The sequence below is a fragment of the Sporosarcina sp. G11-34 genome (genome assembly GCF_026931025.1).
Genome location: NZ_JAHNZW010000004.1, coordinates 249540 through 271629, shown reverse-complemented (window position 1 = coordinate 271629; position 22090 = coordinate 249540). Strand labels below are relative to the sequence as shown.

Sequence of the window (22090 nt, the reverse complement as noted above, 5' to 3'; positions counted from 1 at the left end):
GCTAAATCTATTATAAAAAACGAGGTACGACTATCCAAAAGATAGCCGTACCTCGTTTTTTGATAAGACAATTATTGCAATAAAATGCTAACTTCTTTCGTTTGTTGACTATCATTATGTGAGTCTAGTTCCGTTACAATCCAGTTTATAGAGAGAATCTGTTTGATTTTAGTTAATTGCTGATTATCGATTTGTAGTTGGTTGATTCCTTTATCTGTGAGTTGGTAATCTCGCTCTGCAATTTTATCAAACTTAAGTTTTAATAAGTTTTGTAATCCCCTTATTGTGACGAATTTAATTGTATATCCATCATGGATAATCGATTTAAAGGCATCCGAGTCCTGCTCATATAGTTCGATTAGATTGTTATAATCAAATGATGACTCTAATTCTTCCCAAAGGCTACTATTTTTTCGCTCGATGTTTGTTAGTATCTCGTTATCAGAAGCACCGTTACTACGCAATGTTTCAATCATATAGGCAGTCGGTAATGTAATGCTGTTTACTGTCATTGATATACCCCCAGAAGTTATTCGTTTATTTTCCATCATATCATACAATCCGCTATTTTCAATTTATTGAAAAAGTAATTATGAAATAACTTATATGGGGAAAACTACGAACAAACTTATATGGGAAAGGGATTGCTATGAAAATCGAAGACATACATCCATTGGGGATTGAAAGTGATACGTTTACATCTACCCAGGTGTTTCTTTCTAGTAAAATCGATTTAAACAATGTTTGGACCGTTAAAGATATTAAATATTGTGCGGGTGTAGATTTGGCTTATTGGGTAGAAGGGGAAATCGAATGGGGCGTTTGTAGTATTGTCGTTATTGATTATGAAACGAAAAATGTAGTTGAAAAAACATATAGCGTTGGACAAATTACGGTCCCCTATATCCCGGGATATTTAGCTTTTAGGGAACTGCCATTAGTTCTTGAAGCGGCGCAGAAAATTTCAAACGTACCAGATTTATTTATTTTCGATGGGAATGGCTATTTACATCCCCGACATATAGGAATTGCCACCCATGCCGCATTTTTTCTAAATAAGCCAACGATTGGTGTTGCGAAAAGTTATTTTAAAATTGATAATGCAGATTTTGAAATGCCTGAAAACCAAGCGAGTTCTTACAAAGAAATAAAGGTGCAGAATGAAGTATATGGCAGAGTTTTGCGTACTCATAAAGACGTAAAGCCAATATTTATTTCTTGTGGGAATGAGATTGATCTTGAGACGACTACAGAAGTTATATTAAATCTTATTGATAAAGAAAGTCGGTTACCTATTCCGGTACGGTTAGCTGACTTGGAATCAAGGCTTTTGAGAAGACATTTGTCAAAAGCTAATTCGTTGAGTGGTTCGAAATGAAATCAATCATTAGATTAAACGTTTCCTGTGCTGACCCTTTATTATAATTAGCGGAATAAGGGTCACTAAATCCATGGTTACCATTAAACTTTTGTGACTCCGCATTCATTGTCTCTAAAGAAGTCATTAACGCATCTACATTAAAGGATTTTTCTTTTTCTGGAAAAAATAATAACGTTGGACATTTGGGTGTAATATTTATGTAGTTCCGGATGCGAGAGCCGTAATAACCGACGATTGCTTGAATGCTTTCTTCTTCACTACATAACCAAGCGGTGGTTGCGCCCACACTAAACCCTATGATAAATAATTCTTTGTAGTTATCTTTCATATCAGAAATCAGATTTTTAATAGTTGAAGATGCTTTGTCAAATCCAACCTTTTCCACGAAGTATTGATAGGCAGTTTCTTCTTGTGAATAATCAAAAACTGTCTCTGTCCCCAACAGATTGGGACAAAAGACATCAAACTCATATTCAAACAGTGATTGACAAAAGTTTTTCATATGTTCATTAACACCATAGATCTCATGTAACACAATGATTGCTGTATCAGAGTTTTTCATTAATTGCAGCATAATAAACCTCCGTTTATGTTCTTTTCCTTTATAATTAAGCCAAGAACATCCGTGACTTCAGTCGTGGAAGATCCATACTAATAATAACAGATTATTTGGAGGGGATATATGTGAAAATTGCTATGTTGTCCGATATTCATGAAGGTTTGAACAGGAAGTATACAAAGGTTGATATTTTGGAATTAATTATTGAGTGGATTGAAAGTCATATGCCCGATGTATTTGTTATTAGTGGCGATATGACTGCGGGTCCTGAAAAAGCGCTTGCACTTTTAAATCGGCTCCAAACTGCTTGCACTCATACAAAAATATTATTTGTACATGGTAACCATGATGTTTACGCTGAAAACTCTGCGGATGCAAACGATATATTATTACAGTTTACAGGTAACTTGGGGAATGGTCCCGTTCAGTTAACGGATGAATGGGTTATTGTTGGAGATGGTGGTTGGTACGATTACAGCTTTGGCATGAAAGAATACACAACCGAACAATTTGCAATTGGGACGATGAATAATTTCACCTGGCCTGATAAGAACTACGCACATTGGCCAGGAACAGATATAGAAGAGACCAATCGATATGTCCAAAAACTAGAAGGTTGGTTAAAGGAAAGTTTGGGAAAAAACATCATTATGGTCACACATACAGTCCCTTTTTCACAGTTTGTCCAAACTAAAGGTGACCCAAGTTGGGATTTTTTTAATTCAATGATGGGGAGTCACAAGTTTGGGGAATTGGCATTGAAATACGGTGTGAAGAAATATATATTCGGTCATATTCATACAAGATTTCATGAATTTTATAAAGGAATTGAAGTGATTTGTAATCCACTTGGGTATTACCCACATGAATGGAACAGTGCATCACCACGTGAAGAAATTCATTCAACAATCAAGGTTATTGAAATTTAATTTGACTGTAAACTATTACCAACGTTTAAAAAAAGAATTGGTGCACATATTAACGAGCACGGAGGTGATTATCCATGACTAACAATAAAAACCAAAACCAAAACAAAAATACGAACCAAAATCGAAATAATAATGAAGACCCGAAGAAAATGCGCGAAGAATTTGGTACGGAGTTTGATCTAAATCAATTGCAAGACCCAAACAAAAAAGATAAAACGCAAAAGAATGACCGAAAAAATCGTTTTTAAAAATGGATAGACATTACCGACCGGTAGAAGCTTTATGCTTCTGCCGGTTTTTTAGTGAAAAACATTCATGAAACAATATAATTTGGGAAACCTATTCGTTGTACCTACAAAGGATGGTGTTTCTTATTATGTACTGGTTTCGTTCATCGTTTTCTGTGGTTGTTTTTTTCCTTTTTTTAACTTCTGTCGTTGCGGCCGAAGAACAACCGACAAGAGAAGAAGTATTAGAAGAGCGCATGGAATATTATATGAAATATTCTAGTGTAACTTTGCCTTGGTATTACTTAGCAGCTGTAGATCAATTCGAACGTAATATTCAACAAGTACGAAGTGATATACCGAAAAAAGAAGGTCCAATTGCTATTCAATTTTCAGATGAGTTTTGGCTAGGTATTCTTAATCCGTATATAGAAGATACATCTCCAGCATCTATCGCATTTTTTGGTGGACTTGGTCAAGATGGAAATCAAGATGGGATTGCTGATTCAAATAATGACGATGATGTACTATACACAATGGCTACTTATTTAGCTAGCTATGGTTATACAGAAAATGATTTCAAAAAAGCAATAAAAAATTACTACGAAAACGAAGATACAGTCAAGCAAATCATGGCAATCTCCAAGTTGTACAGTCATTATCAAACATTAAACTTAGATAAACGTGTCTTTCCATTGCCAGTCAATCATAACTACAGCTATCGAAGCACTTGGGGAGCTGGAAGAGGCTGGGGAGGGCGCCGAATACATGAAGGTACTGATTTGTTTGCTTCTTATGGTGTCCCCGTGAGGGCAGTGACATACGGAGTAGTGGAGGCAATGGGCTGGAATGATTTTGGGGGTTGGCGAGTAGGCGTCCGTGATATTCACAATACGTATCATTATTATGCCCATTTGTCTGGTTATAATAAAGAAGTAAAAGAAGGCGATATTGTCGAGCCAGGAACTGTTCTTGGGTGGGTTGGGAGTTCCGGGTATGGTAAAGAAGGAACCTCAGGACGCTTTCCACCACATCTTCATTTTGGTATGTACAAATACAATGGAAGGACAGAATGGGCTTTTGATCCATTCCCTTATTTACGGATATGGGAACAGCAGGATCGAAACGCAACTAAATAAAAGGAAAAACTATTGGAACTATGTCGATTTTTCTGTATAATGAGTTTGGAAAGAGCGACAGGTCTAATGTCAAAAATAACCGTCAATCCTTTCGAGGAAAACGGTTATTTTTTGTAGGGAGGAAATAAAATTGCATATGAAGTATTTAAAGGTTTTCCTTCAAGTTTTCCTTCTATACGGCTTTTTTCTTGCAGGAGATGGGCTTCATGACTTTTTTCAATTACCACTTCCAGGAAGTATAATTGGGCTATTATTATTATGGGCATCTCTCCTTTTGAAAGTTTTACCGTTAAGTTGGATTGATACGGGGGCACATTTTCTACTTAGTTTTTTACCACTTTATTTTGTTCCCGCAACAGTAGGGGCTATGAATTATGGGCATGTATTTGCAGGGAAAGGAATCCTTTTAATCTTAATTACAGTAATAAGTACGTTCCTAACAATTGTAATTTCGGGTCATATTAGCCAATACTTTTCCCGTAGATCCGAAAAGGGAAAGGAACAGTCGCCATGCAAATAGTATTCATGTCTCTAGCAATTATTATCGTTACAGTCGTTATTTATTTCGTGATGAACTTTTTCTATTTTAAATTTCATTTTCCTTTTTTATTACCCATTGTAACATCGACTTTTTCCATTATCGTTCTATTAGTGATGTTTAAGATTCCGTATGCAACGTATATGGTTGGCGGCAAATGGATTGATTTCTTGTTAGGGCCGGCGGTTGTCGCTTTGGCAATTCCGTTGTATAAACAACGTGAATTATTGAAACAGAATATGTTTCCTATTATTGCCGGCGTTTTTATTGGGTCTCTTGTTGGTATGGTAAGTGGCATGTTTTTTGCGAAAATCTTTGGGTTCTCAAAGGAAATCATTTTAACGATTTTACCCAAATCCATCACAACACCAGTAGCTCTTCAGATTGCATCGGGGTTGGGTGGGGTCCCTTCTTTAGCTGTCGTTTTTGTAATGCTCGCAGGTTTTACGGGTGCTATATTTGGTCCCCATCTTATGAAATGGGGAAAAATAGAGACAACGATTGGACGCGGAATTGCTTTAGGAACAGGATCGCATGCAATTGGAACGTCAAAAGCGCTTGAATTAGGAGAGGGGGAAGGTTCCGTAAGTTCCATTGCCATGACACTTTCGGCAATCATTGGTTCGATAATAGGTCCGTTTATTGCTTGGCTCTTTTATTTATAAATGAATACTTTGAAAATCGGAGGGGGAATTTTATATGGATTTAGGACTTAAAGATAAAGTAGCATTTATTTCCGCTTCAAGTAAAGGGTTAGGAAAAGGGTGTGCCCTTGAGTTGGCAAAAGAAGGCGCCCATGTAATTATATCTAGTCGGTCCGAAGAAGATTTGATCCAAGCGAAACGAGAAATTGAAGCAGTTGCGAAGGGTCGGGTCGAGTACGTAGTTTGTGATGTAACAAAATCAGCCGACATAACAAAAGCGATTGCTTTCGCGAATGAAAAATTCGGTAAAGTAGATATATTGATAAACAATGCTGGGGGCCCTCCCGCAGGTGATTTCGATAAAATGGGCGATGATGACTGGTATCATGCATTTGAATTGAATTTATTAAGCTTTGTTCGCTTTATTCGTGAAGTCGTTCCGAGAATGAAAGAACAGCAATCCGGTCGAATTATCAATTTGGCGTCCTCTTCCGTGAAGCAACCGATTTCGGGTTTGATTCTTTCTAATACATTTAGGCCGGGTGTCGTTGGACTTTCGAAGACACTATCTCAAGAATTAGCACCATTTAATATTCTCGTAAACACCGTTTCTCCAGGTAGCATCGCGACGGATCGATTACTTAGCCTAAATCAAACCCGCGCGGATAAGTTGGGGATTTCTATTGAAGAAGTTGAAGGAAACGTGAAAAAAAGCATACCCCTAGGCAGGTATGGGGATGTAAGTGAATTTGGTAAAGTGGTGGCCTTTTTAGCGTCGGACGTTTCTTCTTATATTACAGGTAGTTCGCTTTTGATAGATGGTGGAAGCGTTAAATCACTCTGAAAATAGATAAAGAATTATATAAAAAGACCCAAAATGAAAACTTTTGGATCTTTTTTTGTTTTCCAAAATAGCCCATTTTATCTTCAATACTTTTGTTTCGTCACTTACTTATTTTTAAATTTGGAACCTTCAAGGGACGAGGACCGGGAATTACGAAGCCGATTCACTTTAATACTTTTAGACCCGTTAGATGGTGCAACATCCAGCGGGCCTGTGCTTGAATACCTAGGAAAAATCAGCGTAGACGTCTTTTGCGGGTTGTAGCCGAAGCGTGGATTATGGATAATTATTGATCCAACCTCTCACTCAACAAGCATACCTGCTTTTCTTAATGCATTTTCTGCATTTTCTATTTCCTGTTCAGTGTCCGCAATAATTGTATGTAGATGAATTCCTTCGGTTAATTCCAACAAAAACGTAGCATTTGTCCTTTGAATATTTTCGATGAATTCCTTCACTTCATTTCTGTTGGAGACCATGACAGACGCGGTTAAATCACCGTATACAGGGTGTTCGATTTTAACATCTTTCACAGTAATGCCGTGATCCACAAGAATATTTAGCTCTTCCTCGGATTGGTCTGAAGTGTGGTTACAAACGATAATTTTCTCGATCCTTTTTGGTTCAGTTTGTGGGTGCATATAGACATAGCCCCGACTCGTCGCCATAATCGGCTCCCCTTTTGCCTTTAGTAACGTGATATCGCCGACAATGACTTGTCGACTGACATTCGTCAAAAGTCCGAGTTCCCGACCGGAAATGGGTGCGCTAGCCCCTTTTAAAGTGGAGACTAGTAGCTGATGCCGCGCATCTCCGAGTATTTTTTCATTACGATTCATTTATATTCACTCCTTGCGTGGCTTCTATTTATCATTTTATCATATAGATTCGATGGTTGCAGTTGTTCGGTGGAATTGTTGTCTTACTTGAATGAGGCAATCGGCCAGTGCACGGACACTTTCTAATGTTGTCGTGTTTCCAAAAGAAATTCGGATGAATTCTTTTGCTTCTTGCGGTTCAATTTGTAAAGCCATCATCGCTTTTGAAGATGTTTGTTGGCCGACCTGGCAAGCGCTGCCTGTTGAAATGGCATAGCCGCGCCTGTTTAACTCTAGCATCATGAGTTGGCCTTCGACATGATGTACTCGAAGCCCGACGATTTGAGGGAGTTGTTTGTCTTTGTCGTCACAATTATACATCGTAAAAAGTTCAGAAAATGGTTTGATTTTATCTGAAAATGCATTCCGAAATGTTGTGAATAATTCTTTATTGTGCTGACTCATCTTTGCGGCCGTCGTAAATGCAGCAATTCCAGGAACGTTGACCGTACCCCCTCTAAATCTAGATTCATGAACCAATCCTGGGAAAACGGGGACAATGCGGTGTTTTGGATCGATGTATGCCATTCCAACACCTTTTGGTCCGTACACTTTATGTGCAGAAATTGTTAAGCTGTCAACAAGATTAGCAACGGATTGTAAATCGACCTTCCCAAAAGATTGAATGCAATCGCTGTGAAGAAGAATGTCGTGTTCTTTTACTATTTTTGATATTTCCTTAAGTGGCTGAATCGTTCCGATTTCGGGGTTGATATGCTGTACGCTCACAAGAATCGTAGTATCTGTGATTGCCTTTTTGAATAAATCAAGATTGACAAATCCGTCTTGCGTAAATGGAATCTTTGTGATCGTGAATCCATCTTCCCTTAAATATTCAAGGGCGGAATCAACGGAAGGGTGTTCACCTAATGTGGTAATGATGTGATTTCCTTTATGTTTGTTTGCTTTTGCAAGTGAAAGAATTGAAAGTAAATTACTTTCCGTACCTCCTGCAGTAAAATAAATTCCGGCTGACTCCACTCGTAGCATATCCGCGAACTCTCCTCGGCAATGCGCCAACATATTTTGAGCCATCGCACCCACTTCATGTAAACTACTTGTATTTCCATAGCATGACTCTGAAAGTTTCGTATAAACGAGCGCCGCCTCTGAATGAAGGGGTGTCGAAGCTGCATAATCAAAATAATTCAATGAATTTTCCTCCCCAAAAAAATATTAATAGTTTCATCTTGTCATATAAACAGAAATATGTAAAGATAGGTGTCAAGACACTTCAGATGAGGGAGGATTCATGTGAAAACGTATGACTGCATTATTATCGGAAGTGGAATCGCTGCTATGCAACTTGCGAAGCACCTTAACACAGAATCTCGTGTGCTAATTATTACAAAGTCCAAACGGCAAGCGAGTAATTCATATCGAGCGCAAGGTGGAATTGCAGCAGCTGTAGCAAAAGGCGACAATCCATCCATTCATTTTACAGATACAATTCGGGCAGGTTGTTCCTTTCATAACGAACAAGCGGTTTGGAATCTCGTTAAAAATGGTCCTCCCCTTATGGAGGAATTGAAGAATCAAGGTTTCATGTTCGATGCAAATAACTTTGGTGAAGTGTCACTTGGTATGGAAGGCGCCCACAGTCAAAAACGGATCCTTCATTGTGGTGGCGATGCAACCGGAAAACATCTAATGGACCATTTATTTTTAACCATTCAGTCCAATATTGAACTCATTGAAAACCAATTTGTATACGAATTAATCCTTCATCCCTACACGAATCGATGCATTGGCGTCCAGGCGAAAGGTGAAAATGGCGAAAACCATTCGTATTATTGCAATAACGTTGTCTTAGCAGTCGGTGGGATTGGTGGCTTATTTACGTTCACATCCAATGATTCAACAATTGCAGGGGATGGCATCGCATTAGCGTACCGTGCAGGTGCGGACATTGTCGACATGGAATTCATTCAGTTTCATCCAACGCTTTTGTATGTCGATGGCAAAACCCATGGGTTAATTTCCGAAGCGGTGAGGGGTGAAGGAGGTCGGTTGGTTAATGCATCGGGTACGCCGTTAATGGATGGTAAGCATCCCCAAAAAGATTTAGCACCGCGACATATTGTGGCCAAGGAAATATTTGAAAATCGTGCAGCCGGCAATGAAGTATTTCTTGATATAGCTATGATTTCCGATTTTGAAATGAAGTTTCCAACGATAACGGTCCTATGCGAAGCAAGCGGAATTTCGTTAGCCAATGGAAAAATCCCCGTCGCACCGGGTTGTCATTTTCTAATGGGCGGCATCGCAGTGAATTCAGTAGGACAGACGTCAATCGATGGATTGTATGCTATTGGAGAGACAGCGGCTACGGGGGTTCACGGTGCAAATCGGCTTGCGAGTAACTCACTGTTAGAAGGACTTCATTACGGAAAAAAAGTAGCGAGTCATTTGAATGGACTAGTGAATAGGGAATTCGGCGTATTTTCAGTAGAAAATAAACCGGCTACGAACAAGAAGTTAACTTTACCAAGGAAAGAAGATATTCAAATGTTTCTAATGTCCAAAGCCGGGATCATCCGGACTCAGAAAGAACTGAGAGAATTGAAGGCTTGGTTAAGTGAATATGACGAATCGATTCCTTCTCTTGACCAATACAGTATTGAAGAAGTCCAAGTGCTGTTCATGCTTCAGACGGCAAAACTTGTAACAAACGCTGCCCTTTTAAGAGAAGAAAGTAGGGGGGCGCACATTCGAGAAGACTTTCCTTTTGAAAACGAGCAGTGGAAAGAGGTACATATTTTTCAATCAATCAACGGGATAGAAATGAGGAGACGGATCAATGAACGACATAAAATTAAAATCCATGCTTGAGCAATTTTATATTGAAGATATTGGGGACGGGGATCTTTCGAGTGAATTTCTTTTTCCCGAAACCGCCGAAGGTGAAATGAATCTTATTGCAAAAATGGATGGTGTTTTTTGTGGAAAAAAAGTCATTCAACAATGCTTACATGTCGTGGATCCAGCAACAACGGTTACTTGCCATGTAATGGACGGTGACCCTTTAAAAAAAGGGGAAATAATCGCAACTGCAAATGGATCTGTCCATAGTTTATTGAAAAGCGAACGGGTTCTTCTTAATTTAATTCAACGAATGAGTGGAATTGCAACGGAAACAAACGAAGTCGTTCAGCGGATCAAAGGGACAAATACAAAAATTTGCGACACACGAAAAACAATGCCTGGACTTCGCATGCTGGATAAATATGCGGTTCGCGTCGGTGGCGGTTTCAATCACCGCAACGGATTATATGATGCGGTGATGCTAAAGGATAATCATTTAGCCTTTGCCGGTTCGATTTCAAAAGCGGTGCAAACAGTAAAAGAGAACGTCGGCCATACAGTGAAAGTAGAAGTCGAAATTGAAACACTTGAGCAATTAAAAGAAGCCATCGAAGCCGGTGCCGATATTATTATGTTTGACAACTGCATACCGAAACAAATTTTAGAATGGCGGAAGATTGTACCGGATTCAATTATTACTGAAGCATCCGGAATGATTACAAAAGAAACGATTCGTGACTATGCACTTGCAGGCATTGACTATATTTCTTTAGGCTATTTAACGCATTCTGTGCAGGCTTTTGATATAAGTGCAAACGTTTCATTAAATAACAGGTGAAGGGGAATGAACATGTCTATCTTACATTATTTTGAAGAGCAAAAAAGCGGGACGCTACCGGAAATATATCGTGACTTAACAAGGGAGCAAATGGAAACACGTATTCTTGAAATCAAAGAACAGCTTGGCGATAAGCTTTTCATTCCAGGTCATCATTATCAAAGGGATGATGTCATTCAATTTGCGGATGCGGCCGGTGACTCCTTGCAACTGGCTCAAATGTGCGCGGATAATAAAGAAGCAGAACATATTGTATTTTGTGGGGTCCATTTTATGGCGGAAACAGCTGACATTCTGACGAATAATCAACAAAAAGTATATTTACCTGATATGCGTGCGGGATGTTCAATGGCCGATATGGCGGATATTTTCCAAACGAATCGAGCGTGGGCAGCGCTTGAAAATGTTTTCGGAGAGACAATTGTTCCTTTAACATACGTCAACTCAACCGCAGCAATTAAAGCATTTGTTGGTAAAAATGGGGGAGCGACCGTCACATCGTCCAATGCACATGCCATGGTGAAATGGGCTTTTACACAAAAAGAACGAATCCTTTTCTTACCAGACCAGCACCTCGGAAGAAATACGACGTTCGATATTGGCGTTCCACTTGAAGAAATGGCCGTTTGGGACCCAATACACGACAAATTGGAATATGAGGGGCGACTTGAAGACATTCAAGTGATTTTGTGGAAAGGGCATTGTTCCGTACACGAAGGTTTCAGCGTCCAAAATACAATTGACATTCGGAACGAGTATCCGGAAATGCGCATTATCGTCCATCCGGAATGCCCGCGTGAAGTCGTGGCACTTGCAGACGACAGTGGCTCTACAAAAAACATCATTGATATCATCAGTAACGCGGCGGCTGGTAGCCAGTGGGCAATTGGAACAGAAATGAATCTAGTAAATCGACTCATCCAAGCACATCCGGACAAACATATTATCTCATTAAATCCGCATATGTGTCCTTGTCTTACAATGAACCGAATTGATCTTCCGCATTTACTTTGGTGCTTAGAAGGCATTGTAAATGGCGAGGCGGTCAATCAAATCATCGTAGATGAACAAACAACAAATGATGCGATAACTGCATTGGAGCGAATGTTAGAACGAACATAGGAAATAAAAAGAGCGTGATCCATATCAGATCACGCTCTTTTACTGTTCCTGAAAAAAGCTCTTGCACCTAGGAACAGCCAACTACAAACTATAAATGGAAACGTTAAGGCGGGAAGCCCCATTGGAACAAGCAGCAATTCCAATCCCGCAGTCACGGGGACAGTCAACGCGGCGGCTAGAATTCCTAATATAGGAGATGTTTTCGTGTGATTATTGAGTACGATGCTTACAGCAATGATTGTTAGAACAGCGTTATAATTATATAACCCTAGATTGAGTGACTGGATGTCGGCACCTATAAAAAAAGCAGTAATCCATGAGACGAGTGTACCAATAATTGCGTAAACTCCAAATTTCCATCCAGCAACAAACAAACCAACAAGGATAAAGGAGCCTGCCCAAATGGAGTCAATAATGAAAACTTCTCCAATTCCTTTGATTAGCCCAATAATTAACGTAGGCCTGCCTTCGATTGGCAAATTCCACTGTGCTGGGGAACTTGTTACAAAGTTTGGGTTGATATGCATCGCTTTTATATTATAGGAAATTAAAAGTCCAATCCAAGTAACACCAACAAACGGCACTGTTAAAATTGGGATTTTCCATTTTGTACATGGTTTTGATAATAAGAACATAACTACAGAAGAACCTGCCGCAAAAAGTAATGCACTTATCCAACGAAAATCATCCGTTAGAAATAACATGACGGCGATTCCAGTTAAAATTGCGTTGAAACTGTATATACCTTCCTGAATTTTCGCTTTATCTCCACCGATATACGTTCCGGTTAACGTACCGACGATGGCTGAAAGAAAAGCAATGAGTCCTAGTAAAGGCGAGTGGATCGTTATTCCAATTAAAATAATAACCCCGGTTATTGCATTATTAATTAATAATACTTGAGAAAACCCCTTTAAAGAGGAGGATATCAGCGTTAAAATTTTATTTAATTGAAAGGATTCCTTGTTAACTAGTTGTATATGAAAAACCGCCTTTCGGACAAACGAATAATCTTGTGAATATTAATGTACCACATTTATGGTTGGAAATAACAACAAAAATATTCCAATTAGGATTTTAACCTCATTAGATGATAATTCGTTCCGGATGCGTATACAAGTTAAATGAGTTGTTGCGGATAAAACCGACCGTTGTAATCCCTAGTTCCTCGGCAAGTTCCAAAGCTAGGTTAGTCGGTGCCGACTTGGAAAGAATGATTTCACAGCCAATTTTTGCTACTTTCAATAATATTTCTGATGAAATCCGTCCGCTAAAAACAATCACTTTGTTGTGGACTGAAATGTTGTGCTTTAAACAATAGCCGTATATTTTATCAAGCGCATTGTGACGTCCAATATCCATTCTTGATAGTACAATCCCATTCTGATCACATAGGGAGGCATTATGGACGCCGCCAGTATGATGAAACATTTCAGCTGAATCATCCATTTCCTTCATTAAAGTAAAGCATTCTTCTGGCGTCAATGTTACGCTTGTACTCGTCATTTTTTTCGCTGTAAGTGCATCATTTGCAAATACAAATCCTTGCCGGCCCATTCCACAGCATGACGTAATGTAACGCTTGCTGTGTAGTTTCTCATAAAATGGATATAGTTTATCGGTTTCGATGTGGACAAATCCCAATTCTTCCTGAACCCATACTTTTTTGATCTCTTCATACTTTCCAATGACTCGCTCAGATGCTAAAAAGCCAACGACCATGTCTTCGATATATTCTGGGGTGCATACGATTGTCATAAACTCATTGCCATTTATCTTAATCGTTACGGGATGTTCTACCACGATACTATCTTGTATTTGTTCAAAATGGTCATTTGAAAACCGTAAAATGGTTCGGTTCTTTACTTGCTCCACCAAATCTTCTCCTTTCCAATGCTCTCATTTATAAATGAGGGTTTTGAAATTACCTATTGCCTACATACAAATATATCCGATTTCTTCAATTATCTAAAGACATTGTCTATTCTTATAATGTCACCTATAATAATAGCATAGATGATGCAATCACTTGGTAGGACTTGTAAAGGATACTTTGAAACTAGTGAGCTAAATATACAGTTGTTTTATCATTAAAGGGGGTTCTTTCATGTCTATAAAAATTAATGAATCAAATTATGATTTCCGGGACGGGATGACGATACTTCAGGTGATTAATGAGCATAAAATTGAACATCCACAAATTTGTTATCTGCCGGAAGTAGACCCAATTGAAACATGTGATACATGCATTATCGAAGTGGATGGACAACTTTTACGTGCCTGTTCAACGAAGGCAGTTTCCGGCATGAATATATCACTTTCTTCTCGGGATGCCAAAGAAGCCCAAACAGAAGCGATGGACCGAATTTTAGAAAATCATCTGCTGTACTGTACGGTATGCGACAATAATAACGGCAATTGCAAAATTCATAATACCGTCGATATGATGGAAATTGAACATCAGAAATATCCTTATAAGCCGAAATCTTCGACAAGTAGTATTGATTTTACGCATCCGTTTTACCGATACGATCCAAATCAGTGCATTGCTTGTGGTCAGTGTGTAGAGGTCTGCCAGGACTTACAGGTGAATGAAACGTTATCGATAGACTGGGAAAGGGATCGTCCAATCGTACTCTGGGATGGGGGCGCAAAAATTAATGACTCATCTTGTGTAGGATGTGGGCATTGTGTGACTGTCTGCCCGTGTAATGCGCTCATGGAAAAATCGATGCTTGGTGAAGCTGGGTTTATGACTAACATTAAAGAGGAAATTATGACGCCAATGATTGATCTTATTAAAGACGTAGAGCCGGGATACAGTGGCATTATGGCCGTCTCTGAAGTAGAGGCAGCAATGCGTGATACGAGGAAAAAGAAAACGAAAACGGTTTGTACATTTTGTGGTGTGGGTTGCTCGTTCGAAGTGTGGACAAAAGACCGTAAAATATTAAAAATTCAGCCTGTCTCCGATGCGCCGGTCAATGCGATTTCAACTTGTGTAAAGGGGAAATTTGGATGGGACTTTGTCAACAGCGAGGAGCGGATTACGACACCACTCATTCGTAAAGGCGACGATTTTGTGGAAGCGACATGGGAAGAAGCGCTTGACCTTGTTGCGCAAAAACTCGGTGCAATTAAAGAAGAGCACGGTAAAGACGGTGTCGGGCTTATCTCCTCATCGAAAATTACGAATGAGGAAAACTATGTCATTCAAAAACTTGCACGTCAAGTTTTTGAAACGAATAACGTCGATAACTGTTCACGCTACTGCCAGTCACCTGCGACGGATGGTCTGTTCCGTACGGTCGGTATGGGAGGGGACGCAGGGACGATTAAAGATATCGCTAAAGCTGGACTCGTCATAATCGTCGGCGCAAATCCAGCCGAAGGACACCCGGTTCTTGCGACACGTGTAAAACGTGCGCATAAGTTACACGGACAAAAACTGATTGTTGCTGATTTACGTAAACACGAAATGGCCGAACGCTCGGACATTTTTATAAGTCCAAAGCAAGGTACAGACCAAGTATGGCTTATGGCGGTAACCAAATATATGATTGATCAGGGATGGCATGACGCGAATTTTATAGCAGAAAACGTGAATTCATTCGATGAATTTAAAGATGCGCTTGGAATGTACACATTAGATTACGCAGAAAAAATTACGGGGGTGTCGAAGAGCGCGTTAATCGAAACCGCTGAAATGATCCGTGATGCGGATGGGACATGCATTCTTTGGGGGATGGGTGTTACGCAAAACACCGGTGGCTCGGACACATCCGCGGCTATTTCTAATTTGCTGCTAGCTACGGGTAACTACCGACGTCCTGGTGCAGGTGCGTATCCACTTCGTGGGCATAACAATGTTCAAGGTGCTTGTGATATGGGATCACTTCCCGGGTGGTTACCGGGTTATCAGCATGTGACGGATGACGTAGCTCGTCAGAAGTTTGAACAAGCATATGGTGTGAAAATCGATGATAAGCCTGGTCTTGATAATATCCAGATGCTTCACTCAATTGATGAAGGAATTATGAAGGCGATGTATATTGTCGGTGAAGATATGGCGCTTGTCGATTCAAATGCAAATCATGTGCATGATGTGCTATCGAAGTTAGATTTCCTCGTTGTGCAGGATATTTTCTTTTCAAGAACGGCCCAATATGCTGATGTTATTTTGCCGGCTGTCCCTTCGCTGGAAAAGGACGGCACATTTACAAATACAGAAAGACGCGTGCAACGTTTGTATAAAGCACTTCCCGAAATGGGCAATGCCCGGGCGGACTGGTGGATTGTACAGGAAGTTGCTAACCGACTCGGTGCAGACTGGAATTACAGCCACCCAAGCGAAATTTTTGCGGAAATGGCAAGTCTATCACCGATATTCAGTCAAGCAGATTACAGTGTGATGGAGGGCTGGGACAGCTTCTTATGGGGTAGTTTAGATGGTTCAAGCACGGAGTTATTATATAAAGATGGATTTAATTTCCCGGATAAAAAAGCACGGTTTGCTCTGTCTGATTGGGTAGAGCCTGTGGTATTTCCAGAAGAATACGATCTTCATATTAATAATGGCCGACTACTTGAACATTTCCATGAAGGCAATTTAACGAATAAATCAGCGGGTATCCAGTCGAAGGTACCGGAAGTTTTTGTTGAAGTATCGCCTGAACTTGCGAAAGAGCGAGGGGTGCTAAGCGGTTCACTCGTCCGGTTAGTCTCCCCATACGGGGCATTGAAATTACCTGCCCTTGTGACCGATCGAGTGAAAGAAAATGAACTATTTCTGCCAATGAATTCCGTTGAAAAAGAATCGGCCATTAACTTTTTAACGGGTCCAGCGGTAGATGAGCGCACGAATACACCTGCATTTAAACAAACAAAAGTGCGTATGGAAGTACTTCAAAGAGACGGGACGAATCCGTTGCCAAAGTCGAACCACCGTAACAAAAAACGCCACCCACAAAATGGCGTTGAAGTAGAGCGGAAATGGGCAAAACCGGGATATGTGCACTTAACGACAGATAAAGAAAGGTGATTTTCTATGGCGGCACCAATTACTTCTATTAAATTGAAAGCATTAACATCTGCTGAAACCGAACAAGAAAAACTGGCAGAGCTGCAGTCGCTAATCGCCGAACAGGAGCAAGCGATTAACAAGATTCTTGAAATAACCGGAGAACTGAACGATATTGGTGTGCTTGATGCGGTTCAAGCGATGATAAAGGCGAAAGAAGACATCGCAGAAATTGCTGTCAATCAAGCATCGCGTGAACCGATAACGAATTTAGTTAATCATGTATTAAATGCATCGGGGATGTTGACATCCATTGATCCGGAAGTAACAGAAAAGCTTGCGGCGGGCGTCAAAAGCGGACTTCATGAAATAGAATTACATGGGGGAAACAATGAAACAATCAGTGTATTTGATTTGATGAAATCATTAAAGGATCCTGATGTGAACCGCGCCATTCAATTCGGTCTCCATTTCTTAAAGGGAATGGGGAAAGGGTTGGATGAAAGGTAATTGTTTGATTGGAAGGATGAAAAGTCACCGTCTCACATGAATGATGTGGAACGGTGACTTTTTTGTTCTAATAACCTCTCGTTCTTCTTACAGTGTAACAGGGCATGAGAAAGGAGAGGTTTTAAATAGTAATCGATGGCGTGTTCTCAGGGGGAGGTTTGAAAGGGTTTGCGTTAGTAGGCGCGTATCAAGTGTTGGAGGAAAAGGGGTATCGCTTTCAACGTGTAGCCGGAACAAGTGCTGGAGCCATTATTGCAAGTTTTATAGCTGCTGGGTATACAAGTAAGGAAATTGAGGTAATCCTAGATGAGTTAGACATACCTTCACTTTTGGATCCGCGTAAAACAATACTTCGGCTACCGTCCATGAAGTGGATTCTTCTGTATTGGCGACTTGGTTTGTATCAAGGGAAAGCTTTAGAGAAATGGTTTTTGGATAAGTTAGCGGCTAAAGGCGTCTATTCATTTTCTGATTTACCACCCGGATCATTGAAACTTATCGCTTCCGATTTAACGAATGGGCGAATAATTGTTTTCCCCGACGATTTAGAGCGTTATGGAATATCAGCAGCAAGTTTTCCAATCGCGCGTGCATTACGGATGAGCTGTGGCATTCCATTTTTCTTTGAACCAGTAAAAATGCTCGTTGGATCTGGGGAAACAATTGTTGTAGACGGTGGGGTATTAAGCAATTTTCCGATGTGGATATTTGAAGATACGATGGGGAAGAAAGAACGCCCAATCCTCGGAGTGAAGTTAAGTAGTAGTTCCGAAGAAATGCCGGGGCGAAAAATTGATAATGCCTTGAATTTATTTGAGGCTCTTTTTTCAACGATGAAAAACGCGCATGATGAAAAATATATTTCTAGGAAACACGAAAAAAATATTATATTCATTCCAACCGCCGGTCATAGCGCAACTGAGTTTGATCTTGATGAAGAAACCAAAAATGATCTAATGGCAACAGGGCGGAGTCGTGCAACAAAATTTCTGAAAACATGGTAAGGAGCCAAGAGAAAAGAACCGAGAAAAATCTAGACAAAAAGACCAGTAACTTAAGCGGATTACTATCCGGCCAAGTTACTGGTCTTTTCTGAATTAATTTGCCTATAAGACTTTCTCCAAAAAGTCTTGTGCACGTTTACTTTTAGGCGATGAGAAAAATTCAACAGGGTGAGCATCTTCAATTAATTGACCATCGTCCAAAAACAACACGCGATCTGCAACTTCTTTTGCGAAGTTCATTTCATGTGTCACAATAGCCATCGTCATACCTGTTACCGCCAATGACTTGATAACTTCCAACACTTCCTTCACCATTTCAGGATCCAAGGCAGAGGTTGGTTCATCAAACAACATCATTTCAGGAGACATTGCCAACGCTCTTGCGATAGCGACACGTTGTTTTTGACCGCCAGATAATCGAACGGGATGTTCTTGCTCTTTTTCTAAAAGGCCTACTTTTTTCAGTAATTCTCGACCTAATTGTTCTGCTTCCTTCTTAGGTAAACCTTTCACCATCATCGGTGCATACGTAATATTATCAAGCACATTTTTGTGTGGAAAGAGATTAAATTGTTGAAAGACCATTCCAACTTGCTCTCTTACTTTCATAATATCTACTTTTGGATTTGTTACTTCATCCTCTTTTACCCATATATGTCCGCTTGTTGGCGTTTCGAGAAGGTTGATGCACCGAAGAAATGTTGATTTTCCGGAACCCGAAGGACCGATAATCGCTATAATTTCACCTTTTTTAATCGTCGTTGAAATCCCTTTTAATACTTCGTTCTTTCCGAAACTTTTACGAAGATCCTGGATTTTAATCACTTCTTCTCATCCTCCTCTCAACCAATTTACCAAGCAGTGTTAACACAATTACCATCAGATAATAGATTACACCTGCGAAGATAAGTGATTCAAAATAACGATATGTACTACCACCTACAATATAGGCTCTTCGCATAATGTCGGTTACACCAATTACAGTAACAATCGCAGATTCTTTCGTTAATGTAATAAATTCATTCATTAACGCGGGTAAAATGTTTTTCAAAGCTTGTGGTAACACAATGTCTTTCATCATTTTCTTATAGGGGATACCAAGAGCCATCGAAGCTTCCAATTGGCCTTTGTCTACAGCTAAAATCCCGGCTCTAATAATTTCCGAAATGTACGCTCCCGAATTAAATCCAAACGCTAAGACAGCCGCGGTGTAAGCTGTTACTTTAATATCAAAAAGTTGCGGCGTCCCATAATAAATTAAAAGAAGTTGGAGAATCAGTGGAGTTCCACGGAAGATAGACGTATAGATATCCGCAAACCATTTGAGTCCTTTAATTCGGCCGATTTTACATAAAGCAAGAAGAATACCAATCATAAAACCAATAATTGCAGCAATCCCGACAATTTTTAGAGTGACCCCGATTCCTTGTAAAATATAAGGAATCGAGGGAACTATTTGAGTGAAGTCTAAATCCATGGCTTAAACACCTCACTTTCTTAAGAATTAGTTACCAAACCATTTAATAGATAATTCATCTATTTTTCCATTGTCTTGTAATTCTTTTAGCACACGATCAAACTCTGCCGTTAATGCACTACCTTTTTGAAATGCAATGGATAATGCTGGTTTATGTTCTACTGGAAGTTCAAAACTTGATAGATCTTCACTTGCATCTAAGTATCCATTTGCTACTGCATCCGCTATTACGATTGCGTCCAGATGTCCAGATCTGATTTCTTGAAAAAGATCGGGGACACGATCGCGGCTTTCAACTGTATAGCCATAGGTTTCCTCAATTGAAACTGCACCTTTTTCTTGAATGGAAGCTGTTTGTGCTCCAACTTTTTTACCTGCTAAGTCTTCAGGTTTTTCAATGTTGAGATCTTTCATCGTAATAACTAAATTTGTAGGTGTAAAATATGGGGCCGAAAAATCGATAACTTTTTTCCGTTCTTCATCATTTCCATCCATCCCTGCAATGACAAAGTCTATGCTTTTTGCTTGAAGCGCCGGAATTAAGCCGTTGAAATCCATGTCTTCAATTACGAGATCATAACCAAGTTCCTCAGCAATCATTTTTGCTAAGTCAATATCAAAGCCAATAATTTCCTCACTTACTGCTGTGTCAACGTATTCGAAAGGGGGATAATCCGCCGAAGTTGCCATTGTTAGTACCTTTTTATCGGAATCCTTATTTGCTGAACTTGCTTTTTCACCATCTTCTTCATTTTTTGTTCCACATGCTGCAAGCACGCTCATCATAAGGAGAAGAAGGATTGCAATCCCTGACCATTTTTTCATCATTGTTCGCTCCATTTCTATATTGGTTTATTTTTTATACTCTTTTAATGCTTCATTCAACATGTCTAATCCATCGTCAATTTGTTCTTTTGTAATCGTGAGTGGGGGAATCATCCGGATGACTTCGCCGGAGTTGCCACATAAGTAGAAGAGCACACCTTTTTGGAGGCAGGCATCTAGTATATCCATTACCGCATTCCCATCGGGTTCGCCTGTTTCGGGATTGCCAAGTTCGATACCGATCATTAAGCCAAGACCTCTTACATCTCGAATGATTGGATACTCTTTTTTCATTTCAAGAAGGCGTTTGACTGCATAGGCACCTACCGCGGTCGCATTTTCCAACAAACGTTCCTCTTTCATCACTTCAAGCGAAGCGAGGGCGGCGGAGCAAGCAATAGGATTGCCTCCGAACGTTGTACCGTGAGAACCAAGAGGCCATTGGTCCATCAGTTCTTTCGATGCGACAGTCGCGCTTAACGGAAGTCCTGCGGCAATCCCTTTAGCAATGGCCATAATGTCCGGTTTGACATCGAATGTCTGCGCTGCAAACCAATCGCCTGTGCGACCAAAACCTGTTTGCACTTCATCGAAAATAAGAAGAATGCCATGGCGGTCGCAAATTTCACGAACTTTTTTCAGCCAAGCTTTTGGGGGAATGATGTACCCACCTTCACCAAGAACTGGTTCGATAATCATACAAGCAACTTCTTCTGGATCGACTTGGTGATCGAACAACTTTTTTACATCCCGCTCAAGTTTCTCCGGGAAGAAAACGTTTGGATCGGCTCCTTCCGGAAGGTACTCGGGGAGTGCATAAGGCAACTGATAGGCAAGCCATGATGGTTGCAAATGCTTCCTATATTTGCTCTTGGATGTTGTAACGCTTAATGCGCCCATTGACCGGCCATGGAAGCAACCTGTAAACGAGACAATATAAGGACGTTTCGATGTATATTTAGCAAGTTTTAATGCGCCTTCAATCGCTTCTGTACCGCTATTTGCGAAAAAGAAGTTATCAAGTTTCGGCGGCAAAATCGTTTGCAATTCCGCTGCCAGTTTTAAGATGGATTCGTAAATAATGACGCCGGATGGCCCATGTATTAAGTGGTCGGCGCTGTCTTTGATCGCTTGTACAACTTTTGGATGGCGATGACCGACGTTCTCTACTGCAATACCAGACGTGAAATCTAAATATTTCTTGCCATCAGCTCCGTAATAATAACATCCTTCTGCTTTTACAACAGGTAAGTTCGGGTGGTCTTTTGCCATGCTTGGTGCAAGGAAGTTCCCGATGTTGTCGACCATATGAAGCCAGTCTTGTTTTTTAGTTACATTGTTTTGCACAGT

At 40.1% G+C, this 22090-nt stretch carries 23 protein-coding genes; 13 read left to right on the top strand and 10 right to left on the bottom strand.

Features of this window, described 5'->3' with window-relative positions; genetic code table 11:
• Positions 1–71: 71 nt before the first annotated feature.
• The gene (locus KSU66_RS07630; protein WP_269050829.1) at positions 72–512 is read right to left on the bottom strand and encodes a hypothetical protein; all 441 of its coding nucleotides are present in this window, start codon (positions 510–512) and stop codon (positions 72–74) included.
• A gap of 137 nt (positions 513–649) precedes the next feature.
• Here KSU66_RS07630 and KSU66_RS07625 point away from each other — a divergent pair, with 137 nt between their 5' ends.
• A complete protein-coding gene (locus KSU66_RS07625; protein WP_269050828.1) occupies positions 650–1378 on the top strand; it encodes an endonuclease V in 729 nt (242 codons plus the stop codon).
• Here KSU66_RS07625 and KSU66_RS07620 read toward each other — a convergent pair.
• Positions 1353–1955, bottom strand: a complete 603-nt coding sequence (locus tag KSU66_RS07620; protein ID WP_269050827.1) for a dienelactone hydrolase family protein — start codon at positions 1953–1955, stop codon at positions 1353–1355. The genes KSU66_RS07625 and KSU66_RS07620 overlap by 26 nt on opposite strands.
• 110 nt (positions 1956–2065) lie before the next feature.
• On the opposite strand from KSU66_RS07620, the gene KSU66_RS07615 reads away from it, so the two are divergent.
• The 6 genes from KSU66_RS07615 (at position 2066) to KSU66_RS07590 (ending at position 6261) form a co-directional block, all read left to right on the top strand.
• Positions 2066–2869, top strand: a complete 804-nt coding sequence (locus KSU66_RS07615; RefSeq protein ID WP_269050826.1) for a metallophosphoesterase — start codon at positions 2066–2068, stop codon at positions 2867–2869.
• Between the two features lie 74 nt (positions 2870–2943).
• On the top strand, positions 2944–3117 hold the full coding sequence (locus tag KSU66_RS07610; RefSeq protein ID WP_269050825.1) for a hypothetical protein: 174 nt from the start codon (positions 2944–2946) through the stop codon (positions 3115–3117).
• A 128-nt stretch (positions 3118–3245) separates the two neighbouring features.
• On the top strand, positions 3246–4235 hold the full coding sequence (locus tag KSU66_RS07605) for a M23 family metallopeptidase (protein WP_269050824.1): 990 nt from the start codon (positions 3246–3248) through the stop codon (positions 4233–4235).
• Between the two features lie 136 nt (positions 4236–4371).
• The gene (locus KSU66_RS07600) at positions 4372–4755 is read left to right on the top strand and encodes a CidA/LrgA family holin-like protein (protein ID WP_269050941.1); all 384 of its coding nucleotides are present in this window, start codon (positions 4372–4374) and stop codon (positions 4753–4755) included.
• Positions 4746–5438, top strand: a complete 693-nt coding sequence (locus KSU66_RS07595) for an LrgB family protein (RefSeq protein ID WP_269050823.1) — start codon at positions 4746–4748, stop codon at positions 5436–5438. The genes KSU66_RS07600 and KSU66_RS07595 overlap by 10 nt, the downstream gene beginning before the upstream one ends.
• A gap of 34 nt (positions 5439–5472) precedes the next feature.
• The gene (locus tag KSU66_RS07590) at positions 5473–6261 is read left to right on the top strand and encodes an SDR family oxidoreductase (RefSeq protein ID WP_269050822.1); all 789 of its coding nucleotides are present in this window, start codon (positions 5473–5475) and stop codon (positions 6259–6261) included.
• Between the two features lie 302 nt (positions 6262–6563).
• On the opposite strand, the gene KSU66_RS07585 is transcribed toward KSU66_RS07590, so the two are convergent.
• Positions 6564–7100, bottom strand: a complete 537-nt coding sequence (locus KSU66_RS07585; protein ID WP_269050821.1) for a transcription repressor NadR — start codon at positions 7098–7100, stop codon at positions 6564–6566.
• Positions 7101–7139: 39 nt separating this feature from the next.
• Entirely contained in the window at positions 7140–8291 is a 1152-nt protein-coding gene (locus tag KSU66_RS07580; RefSeq protein WP_269050820.1) for an IscS subfamily cysteine desulfurase, read from the bottom strand.
• 102 nt (positions 8292–8393) lie between these two features.
• Here KSU66_RS07580 and nadB point away from each other — a divergent pair, with 102 nt between their 5' ends.
• Genes nadB through nadA form a run of 3 tightly spaced genes read left to right on the top strand, consistent with a single transcriptional unit; the run spans position 8394 to position 11904 of the window.
• Positions 8394–9971 carry an L-aspartate oxidase gene (gene nadB / locus KSU66_RS07575; RefSeq protein WP_269050819.1) on the top strand — a complete coding sequence of 526 codons (1578 nt, stop codon included), beginning with the start codon at positions 8394–8396 and terminating at the stop codon, positions 9969–9971.
• Positions 9940–10782: a carboxylating nicotinate-nucleotide diphosphorylase gene (gene nadC / locus KSU66_RS07570; RefSeq protein WP_269050818.1), complete on the top strand. Its 843-nt coding sequence runs from the start codon at positions 9940–9942 to the stop codon at positions 10780–10782. Before nadB ends, nadC begins: the two co-directional genes overlap by 32 nt.
• A gap of 12 nt (positions 10783–10794) precedes the next feature.
• A complete protein-coding gene (nadA, locus tag KSU66_RS07565; protein ID WP_269050817.1) occupies positions 10795–11904 on the top strand; it encodes a quinolinate synthase NadA in 1110 nt (369 codons plus the stop codon).
• 29 nt (positions 11905–11933) lie between these two features.
• Here the strand turns inward: nadA and KSU66_RS07560 are convergent, their stop codons facing one another.
• Both KSU66_RS07560 and fdhD read right to left on the bottom strand, forming a co-directional pair.
• Positions 11934–12833, bottom strand: a complete 900-nt coding sequence (locus KSU66_RS07560) for an urea transporter (protein ID WP_269050940.1) — start codon at positions 12831–12833, stop codon at positions 11934–11936.
• Between the two features lie 157 nt (positions 12834–12990).
• Positions 12991–13779 carry a formate dehydrogenase accessory sulfurtransferase FdhD gene (gene fdhD, locus KSU66_RS07555; protein ID WP_269050816.1) on the bottom strand — a complete coding sequence of 263 codons (789 nt, stop codon included), beginning with the start codon at positions 13777–13779 and terminating at the stop codon, positions 12991–12993.
• A gap of 232 nt (positions 13780–14011) precedes the next feature.
• Between fdhD and fdhF the strand changes: the two genes are divergently transcribed.
• From fdhF to KSU66_RS07540, 3 genes are all read left to right on the top strand, one after another.
• Positions 14012–16945, top strand: a complete 2934-nt coding sequence (gene fdhF, locus KSU66_RS07550) for a formate dehydrogenase subunit alpha (protein ID WP_269050815.1) — start codon at positions 14012–14014, stop codon at positions 16943–16945.
• A gap of 6 nt (positions 16946–16951) precedes the next feature.
• Positions 16952–17434, top strand: coding sequence for a DUF1641 domain-containing protein (locus tag KSU66_RS07545; protein ID WP_269050814.1), 483 nt, complete (start codon positions 16952–16954; stop codon positions 17432–17434).
• Positions 17435–17559: 125 nt separating this feature from the next.
• Positions 17560–18438 carry a patatin-like phospholipase family protein gene (locus KSU66_RS07540; RefSeq protein ID WP_269050939.1) on the top strand — a complete coding sequence of 293 codons (879 nt, stop codon included), beginning with the start codon at positions 17560–17562 and terminating at the stop codon, positions 18436–18438.
• Positions 18439–18540: 102 nt separating this feature from the next.
• On the opposite strand, the gene KSU66_RS07535 is transcribed toward KSU66_RS07540, so the two are convergent.
• From KSU66_RS07535 to KSU66_RS07520, 4 genes are read right to left on the bottom strand one after another with little or no spacing between them, the layout of a single operon-like run.
• Positions 18541–19263 carry an amino acid ABC transporter ATP-binding protein gene (locus tag KSU66_RS07535; protein WP_269050813.1) on the bottom strand — a complete coding sequence of 241 codons (723 nt, stop codon included), beginning with the start codon at positions 19261–19263 and terminating at the stop codon, positions 18541–18543.
• Positions 19256–19915, bottom strand: coding sequence for an amino acid ABC transporter permease (locus KSU66_RS07530; RefSeq protein WP_269050812.1), 660 nt, complete (start codon positions 19913–19915; stop codon positions 19256–19258). The genes KSU66_RS07535 and KSU66_RS07530 overlap by 8 nt, the downstream gene beginning before the upstream one ends.
• A 27-nt stretch (positions 19916–19942) precedes the next feature.
• Positions 19943–20740, bottom strand: coding sequence for a transporter substrate-binding domain-containing protein (locus KSU66_RS07525; RefSeq protein WP_269050811.1), 798 nt, complete (start codon positions 20738–20740; stop codon positions 19943–19945).
• Between the two features lie 27 nt (positions 20741–20767).
• The gene (locus KSU66_RS07520; protein ID WP_269050810.1) at positions 20768–22087 is read right to left on the bottom strand and encodes an aspartate aminotransferase family protein; all 1320 of its coding nucleotides are present in this window, start codon (positions 22085–22087) and stop codon (positions 20768–20770) included.
• Between the last annotated feature and the right edge of the window lie 3 nt (positions 22088–22090).

Excerpts from the sequence above, each read along its gene's own strand:
- KSU66_RS07630 (WP_269050829.1), bottom strand. The coding sequence starts at position 512 with ATGACAGTAAACAGCATTACATTACCGACTGCCTATATGATTGAAACA.
- KSU66_RS07625 (WP_269050828.1), top strand. The coding sequence starts at position 650 with ATGAAAATCGAAGACATACATCCATTGGGGATTGAAAGTGATACGTTT.
- KSU66_RS07620 (WP_269050827.1), bottom strand. The coding sequence starts at position 1,955 with ATGCTGCAATTAATGAAAAACTCTGATACAGCAATCATTGTGTTACAT.
- KSU66_RS07610 (WP_269050825.1), top strand. The coding sequence starts at position 2,944 with ATGACTAACAATAAAAACCAAAACCAAAACAAAAATACGAACCAAAAT.
- KSU66_RS07605 (WP_269050824.1), top strand. The coding sequence starts at position 3,246 with ATGTACTGGTTTCGTTCATCGTTTTCTGTGGTTGTTTTTTTCCTTTTT.
- KSU66_RS07600 (WP_269050941.1), top strand. The coding sequence starts at position 4,372 with ATGAAGTATTTAAAGGTTTTCCTTCAAGTTTTCCTTCTATACGGCTTT.
- KSU66_RS07595 (WP_269050823.1), top strand. The coding sequence starts at position 4,746 with ATGCAAATAGTATTCATGTCTCTAGCAATTATTATCGTTACAGTCGTT.
- KSU66_RS07590 (WP_269050822.1), top strand. The coding sequence starts at position 5,473 with ATGGATTTAGGACTTAAAGATAAAGTAGCATTTATTTCCGCTTCAAGT.
- KSU66_RS07585 (WP_269050821.1), bottom strand. The coding sequence starts at position 7,100 with ATGAATCGTAATGAAAAAATACTCGGAGATGCGCGGCATCAGCTACTA.
- nadC (WP_269050818.1), top strand. The coding sequence starts at position 9,940 with ATGAACGACATAAAATTAAAATCCATGCTTGAGCAATTTTATATTGAA.
- nadA (WP_269050817.1), top strand. The coding sequence starts at position 10,795 with ATGTCTATCTTACATTATTTTGAAGAGCAAAAAAGCGGGACGCTACCG.
- fdhF (WP_269050815.1), top strand. The coding sequence starts at position 14,012 with ATGTCTATAAAAATTAATGAATCAAATTATGATTTCCGGGACGGGATG.
- KSU66_RS07545 (WP_269050814.1), top strand. The coding sequence starts at position 16,952 with ATGGCGGCACCAATTACTTCTATTAAATTGAAAGCATTAACATCTGCT.
- KSU66_RS07530 (WP_269050812.1), bottom strand. The coding sequence starts at position 19,915 with ATGGATTTAGACTTCACTCAAATAGTTCCCTCGATTCCTTATATTTTA.
- KSU66_RS07525 (WP_269050811.1), bottom strand. The coding sequence starts at position 20,740 with ATGAAAAAATGGTCAGGGATTGCAATCCTTCTTCTCCTTATGATGAGC.